This window comes from Coprococcus comes ATCC 27758 (assembly GCF_025149785.1).
In the GTDB taxonomy this organism is placed as follows: Bacteria; Bacillota; Clostridia; order Lachnospirales; family Lachnospiraceae; genus Allocoprococcus; species Allocoprococcus comes.
Genome location: NZ_CP102277.1, coordinates 1,665,631 through 1,684,345, shown reverse-complemented (window position 1 = coordinate 1,684,345; position 18,715 = coordinate 1,665,631). Strand labels below are relative to the sequence as shown.

At 39.7% G+C, this 18,715-nt stretch carries 18 protein-coding genes and 1 riboswitch; of the genes, 3 read left to right on the top strand and 15 right to left on the bottom strand.

Annotated features, from left to right (window positions below; genetic code table 11):
* Positions 1-9 precede the first annotated feature (9 nt).
* Both NQ556_RS08350 and NQ556_RS08345 read right to left on the bottom strand, forming a co-directional pair.
* A complete protein-coding gene (locus tag NQ556_RS08350) occupies positions 10-711 on the bottom strand; it encodes a DNA alkylation repair protein (RefSeq protein ID WP_008370298.1) in 702 nt (233 codons plus the stop codon).
* 80 nt (positions 712-791) lie between these two features.
* Positions 792-2,186, bottom strand: coding sequence for an MATE family efflux transporter (locus NQ556_RS08345; RefSeq protein ID WP_173699745.1), 1,395 nt, complete (start codon positions 2,184-2,186; stop codon positions 792-794).
* Between the two features lie 143 nt (positions 2,187-2,329).
* Between NQ556_RS08345 and NQ556_RS08340 the strand changes: the two genes are divergently transcribed.
* Entirely contained in the window at positions 2,330-2,455 is a 126-nt protein-coding gene (locus tag NQ556_RS08340) for a hypothetical protein (protein WP_259812406.1), read from the top strand.
* Between the two features lie 15 nt (positions 2,456-2,470).
* Here NQ556_RS08340 and NQ556_RS08335 read toward each other — a convergent pair whose 3' ends face one another.
* Positions 2,471-4,003, bottom strand: coding sequence for a hypothetical protein (locus NQ556_RS08335; RefSeq protein WP_173699743.1), 1,533 nt, complete (start codon positions 4,001-4,003; stop codon positions 2,471-2,473).
* Between the two features lie 115 nt (positions 4,004-4,118).
* Entirely contained in the window at positions 4,119-5,012 is an 894-nt protein-coding gene (locus tag NQ556_RS08330) for a NifB/NifX family molybdenum-iron cluster-binding protein (RefSeq protein WP_008370312.1), read from the bottom strand.
* Positions 5,013-5,137: 125 nt separating this feature from the next.
* On the opposite strand from NQ556_RS08330, the gene NQ556_RS08325 reads away from it, so the two are divergent.
* Positions 5,138-7,024: an ATP-binding response regulator gene (locus NQ556_RS08325; RefSeq protein ID WP_173699741.1), complete on the top strand. Its 1,887-nt coding sequence runs from the start codon at positions 5,138-5,140 to the stop codon at positions 7,022-7,024.
* Between the two features lie 64 nt (positions 7,025-7,088).
* Here NQ556_RS08325 and NQ556_RS08320 read toward each other — a convergent pair whose 3' ends face one another.
* The 5 genes from NQ556_RS08320 to NQ556_RS08300 all read right to left on the bottom strand — a co-directional run bounded on the left by NQ556_RS08320 (position 7,089) and on the right by NQ556_RS08300 (position 11,402).
* The gene (locus NQ556_RS08320) at positions 7,089-7,751 is read right to left on the bottom strand and encodes a vWA domain-containing protein (RefSeq protein ID WP_044998634.1); all 663 of its coding nucleotides are present in this window, start codon (positions 7,749-7,751) and stop codon (positions 7,089-7,091) included.
* Between the two features lie 170 nt (positions 7,752-7,921).
* A complete protein-coding gene (locus NQ556_RS08315; RefSeq protein ID WP_008370317.1) occupies positions 7,922-8,932 on the bottom strand; it encodes an O-acetyl-ADP-ribose deacetylase in 1,011 nt (336 codons plus the stop codon).
* Between the two features lie 71 nt (positions 8,933-9,003).
* A complete protein-coding gene (locus NQ556_RS08310) occupies positions 9,004-10,311 on the bottom strand; it encodes an RNA-binding domain-containing protein (RefSeq protein WP_173699737.1) in 1,308 nt (435 codons plus the stop codon).
* A gap of 119 nt (positions 10,312-10,430) precedes the next feature.
* On the bottom strand, positions 10,431-11,048 hold the full coding sequence (locus NQ556_RS08305) for a WYL domain-containing protein (RefSeq protein ID WP_008370326.1): 618 nt from the start codon (positions 11,046-11,048) through the stop codon (positions 10,431-10,433).
* Between the two features lie 18 nt (positions 11,049-11,066).
* Positions 11,067-11,402 (bottom strand): hypothetical protein, encoded by a 336-nt coding sequence (locus NQ556_RS08300; protein WP_173699735.1) that lies wholly within the window; start codon positions 11,400-11,402, stop codon positions 11,067-11,069.
* Between the two features lie 155 nt (positions 11,403-11,557).
* Between NQ556_RS08300 and NQ556_RS08295 the strand changes: the two genes are divergently transcribed.
* The gene (locus NQ556_RS08295; protein WP_008370329.1) at positions 11,558-11,947 is read left to right on the top strand and encodes a hypothetical protein; all 390 of its coding nucleotides are present in this window, start codon (positions 11,558-11,560) and stop codon (positions 11,945-11,947) included.
* Between the two features lie 707 nt (positions 11,948-12,654).
* Here the strand turns inward: NQ556_RS08295 and NQ556_RS08290 are convergent.
* The 6 genes from NQ556_RS08290 to NQ556_RS08265 all read right to left on the bottom strand — a co-directional run bounded on the left by NQ556_RS08290 (position 12,655) and on the right by NQ556_RS08265 (position 18,693).
* Entirely contained in the window at positions 12,655-15,156 is a 2,502-nt protein-coding gene (locus NQ556_RS08290; protein ID WP_204575965.1) for an ATP-binding protein, read from the bottom strand.
* A gap of 233 nt (positions 15,157-15,389) precedes the next feature.
* A riboswitch (cyclic di-GMP riboswitch) is annotated at positions 15,390-15,480 on the bottom strand.
* Between the two features lie 190 nt (positions 15,481-15,670).
* A complete protein-coding gene (locus NQ556_RS08285; protein WP_006857094.1) occupies positions 15,671-16,861 on the bottom strand; it encodes a site-specific integrase in 1,191 nt (396 codons plus the stop codon).
* Positions 16,862-16,939: 78 nt separating this feature from the next.
* Complete coding sequence (locus tag NQ556_RS08280; RefSeq protein WP_004613735.1) at positions 16,940-17,143, bottom strand: excisionase; 204 nt, start codon at positions 17,141-17,143, stop codon at positions 16,940-16,942.
* A gap of 371 nt (positions 17,144-17,514) precedes the next feature.
* On the bottom strand, positions 17,515-17,832 hold the full coding sequence (locus NQ556_RS16910) for a helix-turn-helix domain-containing protein (protein ID WP_008370348.1): 318 nt from the start codon (positions 17,830-17,832) through the stop codon (positions 17,515-17,517).
* A 293-nt stretch (positions 17,833-18,125) separates the two neighbouring features.
* Positions 18,126-18,446, bottom strand: a complete 321-nt coding sequence (locus NQ556_RS08270) for an ATP-binding protein (protein ID WP_006857095.1) — start codon at positions 18,444-18,446, stop codon at positions 18,126-18,128.
* 16 nt (positions 18,447-18,462) lie between these two features.
* On the bottom strand, positions 18,463-18,693 hold the full coding sequence (locus tag NQ556_RS08265) for a hypothetical protein (RefSeq protein ID WP_021423130.1): 231 nt from the start codon (positions 18,691-18,693) through the stop codon (positions 18,463-18,465).
* Positions 18,694-18,715: the final 22 nt, after the last annotated feature.

Genomic DNA, 18,715 nt, shown 5'->3' with positions numbered 1-18,715 from the left:
TAAAACTTATTATTTCTTTACTCTTAATGTCCTTAAATAGATCTTCTGTTCCGGCGTGATCCGGTAGCTTTCAATTGCTTTCTGAATCGTCTTATTATGTGTCCAGGTGTCCAGCCTTTTCTCTTCCAGATAAGGAATGATCTGGTCATACTGCTTTGCAAGAGCGGTAGCAAAATACCAGGCACGCATCATGTTTACATAATATTCGTCTGATTTAACTTCGGCTACCTTTTTGGGATATTCCGGTTTAAACTGTTCATCCAGATAATACCGCATCAGCATTCCAATTCCAAAACGGACGATATAAGGGTGATCCGATGCTATCCAGCGGCAGACTTCCTGGATAAATATGTCCAGATGTTTTTTTACTGTCGGGAGCGCGATCATATCACAGGTTGCCCAGTTATCTATATACGGGAGAAAACGGTCCAGTGCGGCAATACAGGATGGGTACGCTTTAATCTGTTCAATCAGCAGTCCATGAAGGTTGTTTTCTTCATAATATTTATGTGGAAGCACTTCAAGAAATGCAGAAACATTGTCTGTTTTACCGAATTTTTTTGCGTATGCGCGCAAAGAAGGAGTCCGCACACCGATGACGGTTTCCTTATTGACTGTCGGCATCAGTTTTGCCTGAAAATCCCGATAAGCAAGATCCTGTATTGCAAAGAGATCTGCTTGTACATTTTCTATTACTTCTCTACTGCTCATTTGTCATTTCCTCCTGAAATCTTGTAGATTTATAATTCGGTATAACGAAATTTGCTACAGCTTGACAGTGGTTTACGCATTTATAAGATCGTGCCTGTCTCATAGAGAGCATTCTTCCGCTCCATACGCTTTAATTCCGGCAATACGGTAAGTAACATGGTGATGAAGCATAATCCTCCACCAATGACGTTAGAAACCGGCTCAGCGAGAAATACGCCGTCTGTTCCCATATGCAGGGCATACGGCATCAGATATGTCAGAGGCACGACGATAAATACCTTCCGAAGTAGTGAGAAAAAGATTGCTTGCTTCTTCTTATTCAGGGATTTAAAGACCGTTTGGCCAATGTATTGCATATCCATGCAGATAAACGCTGCAAAATACTGCTTCAGGGCAGGAACTGCATCTTTCATCAACGTAGTATCCGAACTGAAAATTCCGATCAGGGTTTTCGGCGCGATGATGATAATACTCCACATCACAGCTGTGTATCCGAGAATCATAAGTGCCATCATGGCACCGGCTTTTCTTACACGGCATGGGCGTCTTGCACCATAATTGTAACTCAGGATTGGCGAAGTTCCTTCGTTGATTGCATAAATCGGAGTTTCTACAAGCTGTCTGACACTGGATACGATGGTCATAACAGAAATGTAGATATCTCCGCCTGTGACGGAAAGTACATTGTTGCAGACAATCGTTACCAGACTGTTTGTCAACTGCATGATAAATCCGGCAGTTCCCAGGCTTACAATGTTTTTTGCATAAGCTGTACAGCTGGCAAGTTCCTCTTTTTTGAGGAGCCTCACTTTCAGTTCTGCTTTCTTTGTAAGAAAGAAAAAGACAAATGCAGCAGAAAGTGTCTGAGAAATGACCGTTGCAATTGCGGCACCGCGTACGCCAAGTCCGAACACAAAAATAAACAACGGGTCAAGCAGCAGGTTCGTTACTGCCCCTATGGTAACTGAAAGCATGCCGATGGTTGAATATCCCTGTGCATTGATAAACGGGTTCATACCGGTTGCAATCATAGAAGGCAGAGTTCCGATCAGGTAAAGCATCAGGTACGGATATGCATAGATCAGAGCGTCTTTTGAGGCACCAAACAGTACCAGGATCGGGCGGGCAAATAAAAAGCCAATTACCATGAGTACAATGGCACAGATACAGACCATGGAAAAAGAAATATTCATAATTTTTTTCGCTTCCTGTGGCTCATTTTTGCCGCGCTCAATCGAAAATAATGGTGCACCGCCGCTTCCGAATAGATTGCTGAATGCGGTAATGATGACAATTACCGGGAAACAAAGACCAACTGCACCAAGTGCTGCAGTTCCGATGTGCGGGATACGTGCAATATAAATCCGGTCTACAATGTTATAAAGTAAACTTAAAATCTGGGCAACCAGCATCGGGAGCGATGCTCCAAGGATATTGCTGGTTATCGTTCCATTTTCAAAATCGACTCGTTTCATTTGTAAATTCATTCCTTTTTATTTTTCATGCTTTTTAATTCTAACATGATGTAATATATATGTAAATTATTGTTTTTATATGATAATTCAATAAAAATCATATGGATAATATATTTTCATTTTTAAATAATCAGGAGATGAAGATGCTGGAGGAAGAATTACAGGTATCACTCTTTTTGCGAGGTACAAAGAAAATTACACTTACAGATGCCGGAAAGACGCTTTATGAGCAGACCGGTAATCTTTATCATTTGGTAAGTATTTTTTAAATAGGATAAATAGAATTACCAGCTTGATTTCTGCTCATCTATAACTTCCAAAGTCTCCGGATTTACCAGATAGAAATCAACCAGTTCTGTCTCATATCCACCATCCGGATATACCTTTTCCAGAACCAATTCTTCGAAAGTATTATTATTTTCATCTGTCTTAGAACCGTTATCATACAGACAGTAATTGACATTTACTGTTGTGCCATCCTTCTCTTCTGTTGTCTCAGAGAGGATCGCGTAATTTTCTCCCTTTGCATTTGCCGTGTAAGTGAAACTCATATCCGGAAGGGGATTCTGTTGCTGGATATATTGATACACAGCACGCATTTCGTCCTGAAGCGGTGAAGCTTTCTGGGATTCCTGTGCCGGAGAATTTTCGGTAGAATCAGTGGTACTACTATCTTGTGTTTCCGAATCATTCGGGTCAGAATCCGGTACAGAGGATTCTGTTAAAGTATCTGTATTCGGCAAAAACAAACCCGTTTTTTGCATATAAATCAGGTTATCAGTTCGGTACTGTGTAGCGATGCCGTAATCAGGCTGTACGGAAAGATAAATATAATGCTGATCTTGACCGGTTACGGTTTCCGTTCCTTCTACGCCAAAGCTCACAATTAAAAAGCTGTAACCAATCAGAGAAAGTAAGAAAAGAGTCAGTGCGGCATAAGAAACGGCAATTATTCGTCTGGCTGCTTTCCTATTAAGGAGACTTTTTTGCTTTTTATACAGACAGATCATGCCCCAGATCAGCAGGCAGGACAAGGTGACGGAAACGCAGATGACGGATATTTCAGCAAAATAATAGCGGATTGCATATCCTGCGCTTTTATTGATACCATACCATGCACCGTAGAAAAAGGTACTGTATGCCAGAACGATTGTAATCAGACAGGTACGCAGGATATGCTCTTTTCTTGTCGGAGTAAATTTTTTTAATGCAGAAATAAGTCTGTCCATTTCTTCTGCTTCAATCCAGGTGGTAAGTTCTGGTTCAGATGGATATTCACCGTTTGTGTCAGGAATTCCTGTATAACGGGTTAAAAACTGATTTTTTGTATCAGTATCTCCTACTTCTGCTGCCAGTAAGATCTGCATAAAATACAACTGTTTTAACTGGACTGGTGTGCATTTTCCAACAGAAATCTGTGTAATTGTCTGTGTAGCATGATCGTATTTTCCAAGCTGGATTTCAAGGCTTGCAATCAGGAGCAGCATGCGGTTATTCGTAGCAAGATCGCGGACAGATTGTATATGATACATATAAAGCGCGTACTCATAGTGTTCGTCCAGTGGCATTCTACTCGATATCTTTCTGCTCCATCCGGCTTCTACAAACTGGAGCCCGAAAGCAAGTTCGATAACGGCAAGAAGCTGGCAAAGGAAAGCCGTAAGTCCCCAGACATTGGTAGTGAGTTTCTGATAGGTCAGAAAAAAGATTGCAGCGGCAGCCAGGATAACGAACAACCATCTCAGCATGAACACGCGGCGGGCTTTCTTTTTTACGGTTGGATTCCATGGATATGTTTTTAATTCTGAATCTAGCACAGGCAAATCTCCCTTCCGTTGTCTAAATTATCGATTTTCAAAAATATAATCTTAGTATTTAAGCGCCTCCTTTATGACGAAATAAAAGGGGCGCTTAAATCACTTTTCATATTTACTATTTTACTTCTACCAGTTCGATCTGGAAGTTCAGTTCTTTTCCAGCCATCTCATGGTTGGCATCAAATGTGATGTTGGTTTCTGTCTTTTCGGTTACGGTTACCGGGAATGGCTGTCCATACTGGTTGGTCAGATATGCACGTGCACCGACTTCCAGATCTTCTGATCCAGGAAGCTGTGCGATTTCCAGCGTGAAAATGGCGCGTGGATCCGGCATGCCGTAAGCTTCTTCCGGCATCAGATGGATGTTGATGGTCTGTCCTACTTCCATTGTTGCAACGGCTTTATCGTAACCATGGATCATCTGTCCGGCTCCGCATACAAATTCCAATGGCTCTCCGCGGTCATAGGAAGAATCAAACTGGGTACCATCATCAAAGGTACCTCTGTAATGGGTACGGCAGGTCTTTCCGACATTCGGACCTTCAAAATCCGGCACATGTGCGCCACCACATCCGCTGCATCCACTGCAGTGTCCGCCACAGGAATGTTCTTCTTCAGCAGAAGCTTCTTCTGTTGCTGTTTCTTCATGCTGTCCACAGCAGGAATGACCTTCTTCGTGGTGATGGTCACAATTTGTACCTGCAGATTCCAGTTCTCCTGCAAGATAGGCATTCACTGCCGCATCTACTTCTCCTGCTGCACCGGATATAACTTTGATACCGGCTTCTTTCAGCGCTTCTTGTGCACCTTCTCCGATACCGCCACAGATCAGAACATTTGCACTCTGCTCAGAAAGGAATCCTGCAAGCGCACTGTGTCCGGCGCCACCAGCATGAACAATCTGCATGGAAGTGATCTTTCCGTCTTCTACCTCATACATTTTAAAAGTTTCTGTCTTTCCGAAGTGCTGGAAAATAGATCCGCCTTCGTATGTTACTGCTATTTTCATTTGTAAAATCCTCCTTGAGATACCTTTACTCAATAGTATAACATATGGATTGCGAAACGCATAGAAAAAGTATACAATAATGAAAGAAATAATGAGACAAAACGAAAGAAAAAAGGGACTGGAAAATGAGTAGTATTTATTTGAGCAACGCAATATTTATGATGATAATACTGACGATCATCTTTTTAAGGATCCGGTATTATATTACATGGAGCCAGAGTAAAAAATATACGATGATCTTTATTGGCATGGTAGAGCTTTATGTGTTAATGGATGCATTGTTTATGAAAGAACTCTTAGGTAAGTCAGGAAACCTTTTGCAGTTTAAGCTGGTTGTGTTTTTCTTTTATCTGGTTTATGTAATCATGCCATATGTGTGGCATTTGTTTATGCAGAGTTATATGGGGATTAACCGTTCAAAGAAGCAAAGATTTGCGGAAATGATTCCGTTCATTCTCCTGGTTCTGATGGTGCTTCTCTCAGTTCCGACGGGAATTGTCTGGAGATTTTCACGGAACCGGACCTATATACGCGGTACATTTTTCGGAGTGTTTGCCGTACTCAATCTGTTTTATTACGTTTATACATTTGCACAGACATTCTTCATTTTATTCATGAACAATACAAAGGGTGTCAGATATCTCATAAAATCGGCACTGTTTTCAGCAGTCCCACTGATCGGAATTCTGGCAAATACCTATATCATTCCACTTTATGGGGCGTATCCGTTCCAACCGTACTGCCTGGTAATCGGAGCACTGCTCTCCTACCTGTTCATGGTGGAGCACCAGCAAGATCAGATGGAGTTTGAACACCGGAAAAGACTGTCCAAAGCATTGGAACTGGAAAAAGAATCGACACGGAAAGCGAAAGTAGCCGGTGAGGTAAAGAATGCTTTCCTTGCAAATATGTCCCATGATATCCGTACCCCGATGAATGCGATCATTGGATTTTCTGATATCATTGCAGAACATCCGGATGATGAAGAAATTGTAAAAAATGCAATTTCCAAAATTCAGGCATCTGGTGAGATTCTTCTGAAGATCATCAATGATGTGTTGGATCTGTCTAAAATCGAAAGTGGAAAGGCAGAAATTGTGGAGATGGTAACTGACCTGAAGCAAATGGAAGAAAATCTGAAAATGATGCTCGAATACAGCATCCAAAAGGGAATGATTGATTTCAAAGTTGAGGATCAAATAGAGAATCCACTGGTATGGTGTGATGCGACAAAACTGCAGCAGGTACTGGTAAATGTACTGAATAATGCAGTTAAATTTACCCAAGCGGGAGGAACGATCACATTTAGCTGCGTCCAGAGAATGATCGCACCTGGATTTGCCGAATACAAATTCACGATAAAGGATACCGGAATCGGTATGACTGAAGAATTTCAGAAACATGCGTTTGAGGCATTTGAAAGAGAGCGAACTTCTACCGAGAGCAAGACTGAAGGAACAGGGCTTGGACTTGCGATTGTGAAGAAACTGGTAGATCTGATGCATGGTGATGTGATAATCCAAAGTAATTCCGGTCAGGGAACCAAAATACAGATTTCACTTCCCCTTCGGATTGCAACGGAAAATCAGCTTCATCAATCAGATAAAGCAAAGGAATACAAAATAGGTCTTGACGGAATGCATGTACTTTTGGTGGAAGATAATGAATTAAATGCAGAAATTGCCATGGAAGTTTTGAAAAATAAAGGAATTCTTGTGAACTGGGTTCCGGATGGATGCGCCTGTGTGGAAGAAATTCAAAATAAGGAAGCAGGCACATATCAGTTTATCCTGATGGATGTACAGATGCCACGGATGAATGGGTACGAAGCGACACAGAAAATCCGTCAGCTTGCAGATGTGAAGAAGGCACAGATTCCAATCATTGCCATGACTGCAAATGCATTTGAGGAAGACCGGAAACATGCGCTGGATGCTGGGATGGATGGGTTTATTATGAAACCGTTCCGGGTGGATGAAATGATGAAGGTGATCGGAGAAGTGATGGAATAAATGAATGTGGAAAGAGCAGGGAAAGAACTTTGGAAAGTTCATCCCCTGCTCTTTGTGTGTTTCATCAATCTACGCGGCTATGTTGCCCGCGTTTTTTGTAATCTTTATCAATCCGCTTTTTCCAACTAGAATCAAGCGCTGCATTGCACCGAACAGCAGATATGGCATCATTTAATACTTCATAATTCAATGCAGTTCCTTCGCAGTCACATTGATAATTGGCAGCTTTATCTGCGTCAATTCCAAAATGACTGGCTGTTTCAATCGCATCAATATTTGCGCCAAGAAAGAGAAATTCCCATCCATATTTTTCTTTTTGTCGTTCGATCATCTGCTTTACTTTATCAATGCGATAAATGTGGCTTGCATTTTCCATACCATCTGTCATGATGATAAAAACGGTATGCTCTGGTACATCTTCCGCGCGCGCATATTTGTGGACATTTCCAATGTGATGGATAGCACCGCCGATCGCATCCAGGAGAGCCGTACAGCCGTACACAGAATAATCGTCTTCTGTCATAGAGGGAATCTTCTGCACCTCTACTCTGTCATAAAGGACTTTACTGTTATTGTTAAAAAGCACGGTAGAAATCAGCGCCTGCCCTGCCTCTCTTTTCTGCTTTTCAATCATAGAATTGAAGCCGCCTATGGTGTCCTTTTCCAGTCCGCTCATGGATCCGCTGCGATCTAAAATAAATACAACTTCTGTCAGATTTTTTCTCATACTAAATTTCCTCCTAAGTAATGGCTTATTTTGTTTGTAACTATAGGATACTGCCATTTTCTGGGGAAATGGTCGCATGAAAAGCGACACTTTTTTATGGATCAGAAAATTTCTACAGAATCATATCAGGTGAACAACGCTATGTGCCAAATTGCCAAACTATTTTCTTCTTAGCCTCCAATCAGACTTTGATCAAAGGCAAAGAGTGCTTCATTGATTTCGTAAATACTATAATTTTGCTTCAAGATAAAATATTCAACGATTACGTCAAATTTGCTGGAATGAGACAGGGCAAATCCTGCTTTCATCAGCATATCCTGAATTTCCGGAAGCGGAAGCTCAAGTGCCAGCGCAAATGCAAGAACGGTCGGTTTGGATGGTTTGTAGTACTTGTCATTTTTAATCTTGGAAAATAATTTCCGGTCAATATTGGCTTTCTTATAACACTGAGAATCGGTCATTCCACTTTCATCAATCTTCCGAAGCAGCATTTCAGAAAAGCTTTCATCCATTTGCTGCAAGGCATCTTCCAAAGTTGCAGCCTTACTTAACGGTACATTTGATGGCTCTGGTAAAGATATGCTTTCACAGAGATCCATTTCCCGGAACTGCTTCTGGCGCCTCATTGCTTCGGATGTTTTGTTAATGTGTGTTTCTACATAATGATCATCGATATAAGATGCAATATCAGAAAACAGTTTGCTGCTGATCCGATAAGCTGCTTTATCAAAAATGACGATGTATACCGTCATATCATTTTCCATAAGAAATGCGCTGATCGCGTCGATTGCAACCTTCAGCGCCTGAGCTTTCGGATAGCCGTAAATTCCGGAAGAAATCAGTGGAAATGCTATGGTTTCACAATGTTTTTCTTTTGCAAGTGCTAAGGAATTTTCATAGCAGGAAGTAAGCAGCTCCCGCTCATGAAACTGTCCGCCTCTCCAAATAGGACCTACTGCGTGAATGACATAATTGCAAGGCAGATCATAGGCGTTTGTAATCTTTGCATCTCCGGTCTGACAGCCGCCTAATGTGCGGCATTCTGCTAAAAGCTTTGGCCCTGCTGCACGGTGAATGCAGCCATCCACTCCACCGCCACCGAGCAGGGAGGAATTTGCGGCATTGACGATGGCGTCTACGGACATTTTGGTGATATCATTTCTGACGATTTGTAATGGCATGGGTTGGTGTGCTCCTTTAGGTTAGTGTTTGATGATTTTACTTTTATAGTAATGATAAGCAGGTGCCTTTTTTAATTTTTCAAAACATATACAGTGCTTTTATATGCACCTTGTCGTTCCAAAATTCCCATATTGACCAGTTCTCCAAGAATTCTTCTTGCTCGACGTTGCTTTACTCCAAGTAATTCTTCTACTTGCCGAGATTTAATCGATCCTGTCTCTTTCGCAAATTGAATAATTGAATTTTGCTGTGCCGACAAACTATTTACCAGCGTTTTACCGGCATTTATCGGCATTTTATCGGCATTTATCGGCATTTTATCGGCATTATTACTTTCAATTACTTTACTGCTTCCAGCTTCTATTCCATAATCAAACGAATATGCATCATCCAATGGAACAATAATCCGGAATACATCGTCTTCCACAAACAAAGGATCTTTCCCTGAATAATATTTGCTGTATTTGAATAATTTTCTTACACCAGATCCAAGCTGGTCAGCATAACCGATATTCCTGAAAAACGATGCTATAAGAGGATTTTTTGGATTTGGTTCCAGAAAGAACTTGTCTGGCAAGTTTTTTCTTCCAAAATCAAGGAGCTGGCTATAACTTTCAATTAGGTTTGTCTTAATAATTTCCCGATCATCGTAACGATCTACATTGACTTTTCGTACAAGAGCGTCTGTCACATACGTTGGTGCAACATTTAAAATTACATCATCTTTTCCTAACAGCATAATTGCTGCTAAATTGAAGCCTTCTTCTCCGGTGACGATATCTCGACCATATAATCCTGCGCTTTTCAAAAGTTCCTGATCATCCATAGTTGTCCAGGGATGCTGACCACCTGCATGATTCTGCGCCATAATACGAATCTTTGGCAGCAGATCTAATCTCAAATCTTCCATTTTTGCATAAGGATAGATTTTCTTTTCTGTAAAAATATTCTGCTTACGAATATACATCTGTGCAATTGCACTGGTAGATGTTATTTTTATATCCGCATCATCCACACGGTCATAGATGACTTTTTTGAAGCTGTGAACCTCTGCACTAGGCAGAATATGAACATGAATGATCGTATGACTTTCATCATATTTTATAATTTCCGGTACCAAATATATCGTTGGTGAGAACAATGTAGGATTACTAATAACCTTAATAAAGTTTTTTACCATATCAGGAGCTGCTTTTTCTGGTATTCCTACTACAGTCCCATCATCTAATATTCCCATGAAAAGGTCTCCGCCAAATCTGTTCAGAAATGAGCAAACTGTCTCATAGGTATCATTTTCAATTCCATTTCCACAGCGTTTAAATTCAACCGCTACAGTTTCACCAATTGTAAGAATGGATTGTACTTCTTTTATTTCCATTTGGTCACCTCATTCTATAATTAATGCTTAAAATTTCATCTACTGATCTAAAACATATTGTTGTACTATTATCAAGTATTTTCGAAAACTAATCAAGTATATTTTTATACATATCAGGACTACATACAATATTTTCTATACGCATCCATAATTTCATTTTGGATTTTGTCCCGGAAACTTTTAGGCCCAATAATTTCACATTGATTGATGTGAGTCATTACCCATGAATGTATAACGGATGGTATTGTATTAATTTTTACTGTAATATTTTCTTTATCCTTTTTTAATACGGTTGCATTCTTCCCGAAGGTTTCCGTAATTTCCTGCCGTAATTCGAAAGCACATTCTATTTCATAGGATGCTTTTGATTCATCTTTTTGAAAAATCTTTTTTTCGGCATACTGACTAGGATTTAAACCGCCGAAGATCATGTCAATTCCTCTTTCCAGTATTGTGATATCCTTCAAATGATCAATTCGAAAATGTTCTAATTCTTCGGAATATTCCCTCTTTCCAAGAATATAGTAATTCCCTTCGACCCAAATAGTAACGTATGGACTAATGATAATATTGCCATTTGCGATTTCTTCTAATTCTTGATTAACGCCGTATTCCAGCAGTTTTGCACTTACTTTACATCCTTGATTGATTGCTACATTTAACGCATCGATGTTATAAAACAGCTGTTTGCTTAGAATCTTCTTCTCTGATTTTACGAAAACAGTTTTTTGTAGCATTCTGCTTTGAAAAATACTTTATGATTCAAGGAGCTTTTTTATAATTATTTTGCCGGAAGATTCTTTTATCATATCAGAAGCAGCAACTGCATCACATAAAAGCCTTATTTCTGAAAGCTCAAATTCACGGCCGATTAGAAAATATCCTTCCCGGTTATCCTGATATCCGGCGATTTCAATTCCCATACTGCGTAATGCTTCTATATTTCGATAGATTGCTCTTCGTTCCATATCAACATCGTAAATCGATTTTAATTTTTCGCGAATTTTTTCGGCTGACAGAATATGGGATTCGTCGGTATACTTTTTCAGAATCTCATATAAACATAAAATGGTTGCCTTTGACGCTATCATACTTCTACACTCCGATTGTCTTTTCTATATTATAACTTTTTTCTCTGTTCAAAACAACTAATAGCTGTGCTATTTTTGGTACAGCCATTGGAATATAAAAGGTATTTCGAATTTGTTATACTGACCACATCTAAAAAATAAATTGGAGGTCGCTTATGAAATTATCAGTTATTCAAAATGCATTTGAAAATGTAAAAAAATTCAGCCAGGAAAAACTTGTAGAAAAATATCCAAATGGAGTGCCGGAAGCTATCCAGAAACGTTATTTACAAGAACTTACGTTTTTAGAAAACTCAGACTGTATCGATGATTTTGAGATTTTCCGCTGCCTGTCAGAAGAGGCAAAAAAGAGTAATACGCTTATGAATATGCGTGGAACTGTTTCGGGTTCAATTTTGTGTTATCTTCTCGGAAATCATTCGTTTAATCCTCTTTCAACGCACTATTATTGTACGGAATGTGGATATTATGAAAAAGTAGATACACATTTATTTGGAATTGATCTTCCCTCCAGAAAATGTCCTTGTTGTAATACAAAAATGTGAGCAGACGGATACAACCTGTCTCTGGAAACCGTCTGGGGAATAGATGGTAAAAAATCTATTTCATTTGAATATAACGTAAATTCTGAATTCCTGGCATTTGCACGAAGAGTTTTAGAGAAAATATATCCAGATCAGGAAGTCGTGCGATGGGGAATGTTTCAGTTTAATTCAACACAGTTTGATGAAAGAATGATTGGTGTTGATTTGGTTGGTTATGCTGTCTTGCCTTCCGGAAATACAATTCAGGATTATACAGATTTGATTTCTTATCTGGAAAACGGAGATATTTGTATTACTGGAGGGATTTTGGAATTGCAGGAACATGCAATCAAACCTGTTCGATTATTAACTGTAGAAATTTTGGATGAATTAACTGAGTTACAGAGACAAACTGGCATTTACGCGAATGAAATTGGGAATAAAGAATTAAGAGAGATTACCTGGAGCAATATATGTAACACAGCAGTTCCGAGTAAAGATTTACAAATGCTCTTTCAGAAAGTAAAACCGAAAACGTATCGGGATATGGTGGCTTTAGAATCAGGTATTCACAGCACTTTTAGATGGCAAAATGGGCAGCAGGGTTATTTTGATGTTGATAAATTTATTGAAATGACCACAACAAATGACTTTAAAATATATCCATGTTTCACGCGGGAAGATTTTTATGATTATATGATTGAAAATGGAGTTGACTGTGTTAAAGCCTATGAAGCTTTTGAGTGTATAATACCGATTTCCTTCAGTGTGGCAACTGTACTTTCACAGCATGTCTTATCATCATCCACTACCAGAACCGGCAGATTCATCAGATTTTTGTCCTGTTCTTTTTCTTGTTCCTGAAGCTCCAGATAAATTGTTACTGTGATTTTAGTTCCCTTATGTAAGGTACTGTCCACTTTAATAGTGCCATTCATCAGGTTCACAATATTTCTGCTGATTGCCATTCCAAGACCGGTTCCCTGAACTCTGGTTGTCCGTTGGTCATCTGCACGGCTGAAAGGATCAAACATGATTTTCTGGAATTCCGGTGACATACCGATTCCATTATCCTCAATTGTAAATTCATAGCATCCAAGTTCTGAAAATCCATTGGGTTTTTCCTCTATCGAAAAAGTAATATTTCCACCATCCGGTGTATACTTGATCGCATTACTCATCAGATTCAAAAATACCTGCTGAATCCTCAAGCTGTCACCACAGACAGCCTCATGTTCAATATGATTGATGTGTATATCAAAATTATGTTTATGTTCATCAAGCACCGGTTTCGTAAGTGTAATAAGATTATCTACCAGCTCTGACAGATTGAAATCTTCCTGTGCCAGTGTCATTTTTCCACTTTCAATACGTGCCATATCCAATACTTCATTGATCAGCCCCAGCAGATGGCGGCTTGATTCTGTGATCTTGCTGAGGCATTCAATGACTCTGTCCTGGCTCTCAACATTTGCTCCTGCAATTGCTGTCAGACCCACAATCGCATTCATTGGTGTCCGGATATCATGGGACATATTGGAAAGGAATTCCGTTTTCGCACGATTTGCATTTTCTGCGGACCGGTAAGCTTCTTTCAGTGCCTGACGGGATTCAATCTCTGCTTTCTTTTCCTGTGTCACATCCATGGATGCCAGCAATACCTTTTCCAGCTTTCCATTCTTCCATTCCAAGGGAATATAAGAAGCGATTTTATAAGTCTTTTCATCCAGGCTGCAATACTCAAACTTATAAATATCATTTTCACTTTTCAGTTTTTTCCGAATATTATCCGGGGCTATCAGGATATCTATAGCTTCCAATGGTTCCAGTGTCTTATATTTTTCAAGAACCTGCATCTGAAAATCATGATAAAATCCCAGAGGTTTATATATCATCTGTCCATTCAGATTGTAGAATTCATATCTGTCATTTTCCAGATCACAGACAACAAAGCGGTCAACCAGACGCACAATACTCTGAATCAGCTGCTCCATGGAAGCATTATCCGCTGCCATCTGCAGATGCCGTGCGCTCTCTACCTTTGCCTCTGTGATATCTCGCAGAAAGATCATGGCATATTCTGAATCCTCTATTTCGCCACGTATGACCACATTGCGGACCCATCGTTCTTTTCCATTCAGAGTAATACGGCACTCTAAAGCCAATTCGGTTTCCAGACCCTTCAGCCTTTCTGCAATATAACCACGGTCGTAAAAAGAGGATACCGCCTTCTTATCTGTCTCCACAACATAGGAATCCACAAAATGCCGAATCAATTCATCCCACGTATGACTCTGTTCAAAGACGGTCATCAGGGACGGTTCAACCTTAAAGGTATCAAAAGTATTCGCTTCCAGATTCACATAATACTCGCACAAATCTGCTTTCGTAAAAGCCCGGTGGAAAGCAGCAGATTTTTGTGCCTGCATGATTTCTTTTTTCTCCCCATCAATATTAATAAAAATCCCGGCAATCCTGCTGGCAGAACCATCCAGACGGCGTATTACTTCTGCCGATGCCCGAAACCACTGGTATTGATTATCCTTCATTCTCATACGATACTCTACCTGGTATTTTATCTGGTTTGTCTTATCCTTAATTGCCGCCTGAAGCTGCATCATTACTCTTTCTTTATCCTGTGGATGCAGAAGATTTGACCAGGATTCCAGTTTATTCGGAAAGTCCAGAGTGTCATGATAGCCAAGCATTTTTCGGAATTCATGACTCCAGTTTGCATTCACAATCTCACTGTTTTCGTCACAGTCAAAATACCAGAAGCCGGAATAGATAGCCTCATTGAGCAGTGTCAAATTTACATGATCCCAGTTGACCTGTACGGACATAACCCAGATCTGTCTGCCCGCCTCATCTGTCGCATCCTCTTTACAAAGCCGTACATTTTTCACTGTACCGTCTGCTACAAGGATCTGTGCTTCCCCTGTTCCGTGAAGCTGCAAAAAACGGTTTCGCTCCAGTCTATCTTCCTCGTCATAAAAGAAGTTTCTCAATGAGCCTTTTGTCTGTTCCATGAAAGTATCGAATGTATATCCTGTACTATGCAACAGCAGATTATTCACAGACAAAATAGACAGGTTTTGGTCATAAGATCCTGTCATTATACCTACCCCGCCATTATTTTCCAGTGTTTTCTGTACGGCCTGTGACATGGTCTGTGTCTGCCCCGTTACAGTCTCACCTAATGAATATATTTTGTCTTCATAATTTTTCATCTTATAAAAGTCCTCTCTTCGTCTTATGCCTTCTTCATCCTGCTTTTATTTGTATACAGAGAACCTGTCCCTGCCAGTTTTGTTACCCATTTTTGCATGCAAAAAGGACACTTGCCAAAATCTGTCAGTGTCCCTACTATATTTCTCTAAAATCACACATCTATATAGTATAAAAGGTATCGGAATCTCTTCTGTTCAAACATCTTTTCCATATATTATGATGATATGGAAACAGTGGCAACCGGCTGACATGGTCAAGCTTTCTGACTTTAGTCCCTTCTGGCTTTGCGCTCCTGCCTTTCAACAGGTTTGCCTTTAAAATAATCTCTTTTTTAAAACAAAAACTTACTAAATTTCTGATTATCTTTTCATAAGTTGGTAAATGCCGATATATCCCGTATTTTAGGGCTTTATCGGTATTTTCTTTTCGGAAGATACCTTGCATAAGCTGGCATTTACCAGCATGAAAATGCAACCAAAAGTAGTAAATGAGTAGTAAATATACGCTCCGATATTAACAAGCCAGTCTTTCCAGTTCTGCTTTTGCAGATTGAAATGTACCGTGTGCGTAATAGCCAAGTGTCATGGTTATGTTGGCGTGTCCCATGAGATATTGCAGGGTGTTTGGGTTCATTCCTCTGTTTGCCATATTTGTACAATAAGTATGTCGGAATGAATGTGGTGTGATGTTCGGTAACTTGTCCGTGTGATATTTGTTATACTTCTTAATCAGCCCTCGCACCATACCCTCATAGTTTCCTGCAACCTTAGGCAAGCCCTCACGGTTTAAGAATAGGAAATTGCTGTAACCACCTACAATCAGCGGTTGTGCCTTTCCTCTGTTCTTTAGTATTCTTTGGATTGCTTGATAAGCCCGTTCTGTCAATGGAAGTTCCCGTTTTCCGTTTTTGGTTTTTGGCGTTTCAATATAGTAGCCGATTTCGCTGTCTTTCAATAACTGGTGGTCTATATTGAGTATTTTGTTCTGCATATCAATATGCGTCGTCAGTCCGCAAAATTCAGAAATACGAAGTCCCGTTTCCAACAGAAGCACAACCTCATCATAATACTTGCTGTAAATCTTATCCTTTTCCATAAAGGCAAGCAGGCGTTCTTCCTGCTCTGGTGTAAGGATAACTTTCTGCTCCGTATCATCTTCCAGAACATCACTTAGCTTAAATTCAAATGGGTTCTTTCTGATACAGTCGTCTTGTATCGCCATGTAAAATGACGCTTTCAAGGAACGCTTATAGTTATCAATTGTTTTATAGGCATATCCTTTTTCACTCATTCTGATAGCCCATTCTTTAGCGTCCGACTGCTTAACAGTATCAATCGCCCTCATACCCAATGGGTCATTTTTCAGAGCGTTCATAAGATACTGTCGTCCCTTTTCGGTAGCCCTCTTGATGTTCTTTCTTTGGCTGTTCTTTTTCTCGTAAAGCTGGCAGACTGTCATTTTACCGCCGACTGTGTCGATACTGTCGTTAAGGTCTTTTTTTATCTGTGCTTCTTTTTCCCTCAATGAAATATCATCACGCTTTCCAGCAGGTGTCTTGTCTGTCGGTACAAGTTTCCAAGAATAGATAAATTGTGGCTTTCCGTATATATCGGTATATTTATAAACGTATCTTCCGTCTTTTCGCTGGCTCTCTCCATTACGCAAATTGCGATTTTTACTGTCTTTTCGTTTTACATTAGACATAGTGTAAAGCTCCTTTCCGTCATGGAATGAGCCGTGATACGCTATACTTTATTATACCATATCTACGGCTCAATGACATTAGATTTCGTCCAATGTATCTATGATTTTTTCAAATTGTTTTCGCTTAATCTGAATACGATTACCGTTCACGATAACCCAGCCAGCGTCAATATTTTCTTCGGCTAATTTACGCAATTTTTTTTCGCCAATGCGGAAGTATTTAGACGCTTCTTCAATCGTCAGCGTATATTTTTCCCAGATAGGCACATCAGTATTGTTCATAATCTATGCACCCCCTTTACTGTGTGTTGTTTTTTTACAAGCAGACAGACGGCTTTGGAAAGCTCCATTAGTATCTCAACTATTCCCATTCTTGTGGGCAGAACCGCACCATGCGGACGTATCATTATTCTGTGAGGATAGGTCATGGCAAAACGACTTTTCCAACAGTCGCTCTCGGATCACTGCGTGGGTCGCTCGCTTTCTTTTGGAAAGGTCGTGGCGTACAGTCCCCGTGGCTCGCTATCTCACAAACGTATCTGTCTGCTTTATTCAGTTGTCAAAGAGCTGTGGCGAAAGCGTGTTGCTTTCATGTAAAAGCAGGGCAGAGCAGGAAAGAGGGGGACATTAAACCATGCTCTGCTAAAAACTGCTTATTCTTCTTCGATTTCTAAGGCAATATCAAACCCTAAAATCATTTTGATAAGTGCTTCTCGGATAAGTCCCTTTAACTCCATATCTACAACAATATAGACATTGCCGTATACTGAAAAGATTGTATAATCTGTTTCGTAGTCAGCCCACACAGCAAAATTTTCAACGAAAATTTCTGGAAGTTCACAGAATGGAATTTCTTTATCTTTTCGTCGTTTCAATCCTTGTTGGTAGTCCTTTACAATATGACGGACAACTTTCTTCAAACAACTTTCAAAGCGACATTGAACTGTTTTCTGGAAGTCAGACGGTTTCATCAATCTCACCCCCTTTCCACTATGATTTGAAAAGTGTTTATCCCTCTTTCCGCACCATATAGGGAATGAAAGGTGTGATTTAATGACCTCTTTTGAAAAATTTTTAAATTTTTTTCGGGTATGAAAAAAGCCCGCACAAAACATATAGTCTGTACGAGCCTTTAAAGCTAAAACATATTCAATTTTTAATAGTGTGCTATTAGGTGGAATTTGATTGCAAAGAATTGTACTTAAAGCTTTCCATAATGCAAGCCCCCTTAAAGCACCGTATCAATGTTGGCATGGTTTTCAAATTACTCTGAAAAATTATGAACAGTTCCTTTTGGAAATGTAATGGTCAGTCTTGTATATTCTTTTTCCGTAGAAGCAATATCCAATTTCAAGCCCAACCTATCGCATAATTTTTTCGATAGATACAGTCCCATACCCGTTGCATTTGCCTTGTTTCTATTTGAACCCGTAAAACCTTTTTCAAATACACGGGATAAATCAGACGCTTTTATTCCACAACCATTATCTTCAATCACAAGCAATATATTTGTACACTTACAGTTTTGAAAGTAAACAGAGAGTAAAAGAGCCGTGATAATGCAGATCACAATTTTGTGAAGCATTTCCACGACCCTTTTATTATAATTTTACCTTTGTCTTTTTTGTAATGATATAAATATATTCTTCTGGTGTAGGGCGTTTATTCCCAAAATACTTTTTGAAATTTGCCTGCACCTCTGGGTCGGTGCTATTCATAGCTTCATCAATCGTTGCTTCAATATTTTCCCGTACATCAGCTAATGACATACCGCCAGCCTTTGCACCAGCCTTTAATGCTTTTTTAATATCTCGTTTTTTTAACCCTATCATTCGAACCAACTCCCTAAAATGA

Coding starts and splice junctions, on each gene's coding strand:
- NQ556_RS08350 (WP_008370298.1), bottom strand. CDS start 711: ATGAGCAGTAGAGAAGTAATAGAAAATGTACAAGCAGATCTCTTTGCA.
- NQ556_RS08345 (WP_173699745.1), bottom strand. CDS start 2,186: ATGAAACGAGTCGATTTTGAAAATGGAACGATAACCAGCAATATCCTT.
- NQ556_RS08340 (WP_259812406.1), top strand. CDS start 2,330: ATGCTGGAGGAAGAATTACAGGTATCACTCTTTTTGCGAGGTACAAAG.
- NQ556_RS08330 (WP_008370312.1), bottom strand. CDS start 5,012: ATGAAAATAGCAGTAACATACGAAGGCGGATCTATTTTCCAGCACTTC.
- NQ556_RS08325 (WP_173699741.1), top strand. CDS start 5,138: ATGAGTAGTATTTATTTGAGCAACGCAATATTTATGATGATAATACTG.
- NQ556_RS08320 (WP_044998634.1), bottom strand. CDS start 7,751: ATGAGAAAAAATCTGACAGAAGTTGTATTTATTTTAGATCGCAGCGGA.
- NQ556_RS08315 (WP_008370317.1), bottom strand. CDS start 8,932: ATGCCATTACAAATCGTCAGAAATGATATCACCAAAATGTCCGTAGAC.
- NQ556_RS08310 (WP_173699737.1), bottom strand. CDS start 10,311: ATGGAAATAAAAGAAGTACAATCCATTCTTACAATTGGTGAAACTGTA.
- NQ556_RS08305 (WP_008370326.1), bottom strand. CDS start 11,048: ATGCTACAAAAAACTGTTTTCGTAAAATCAGAGAAGAAGATTCTAAGC.
- NQ556_RS08300 (WP_173699735.1), bottom strand. CDS start 11,402: ATGATAGCGTCAAAGGCAACCATTTTATGTTTATATGAGATTCTGAAA.
- NQ556_RS08295 (WP_008370329.1), top strand. CDS start 11,558: ATGAAATTATCAGTTATTCAAAATGCATTTGAAAATGTAAAAAAATTC.
- NQ556_RS08290 (WP_204575965.1), bottom strand. CDS start 15,156: ATGAAAAATTATGAAGACAAAATATATTCATTAGGTGAGACTGTAACG.
- NQ556_RS08285 (WP_006857094.1), bottom strand. CDS start 16,861: ATGTCTAATGTAAAACGAAAAGACAGTAAAAATCGCAATTTGCGTAAT.
- NQ556_RS08280 (WP_004613735.1), bottom strand. CDS start 17,143: ATGAACAATACTGATGTGCCTATCTGGGAAAAATATACGCTGACGATT.
- NQ556_RS16910 (WP_008370348.1), bottom strand. CDS start 17,832: ATGAAACCGTCTGACTTCCAGAAAACAGTTCAATGTCGCTTTGAAAGT.
- NQ556_RS08270 (WP_006857095.1), bottom strand. CDS start 18,446: ATGCTTCACAAAATTGTGATCTGCATTATCACGGCTCTTTTACTCTCT.
- NQ556_RS08265 (WP_021423130.1), bottom strand. CDS start 18,693: ATGATAGGGTTAAAAAAACGAGATATTAAAAAAGCATTAAAGGCTGGT.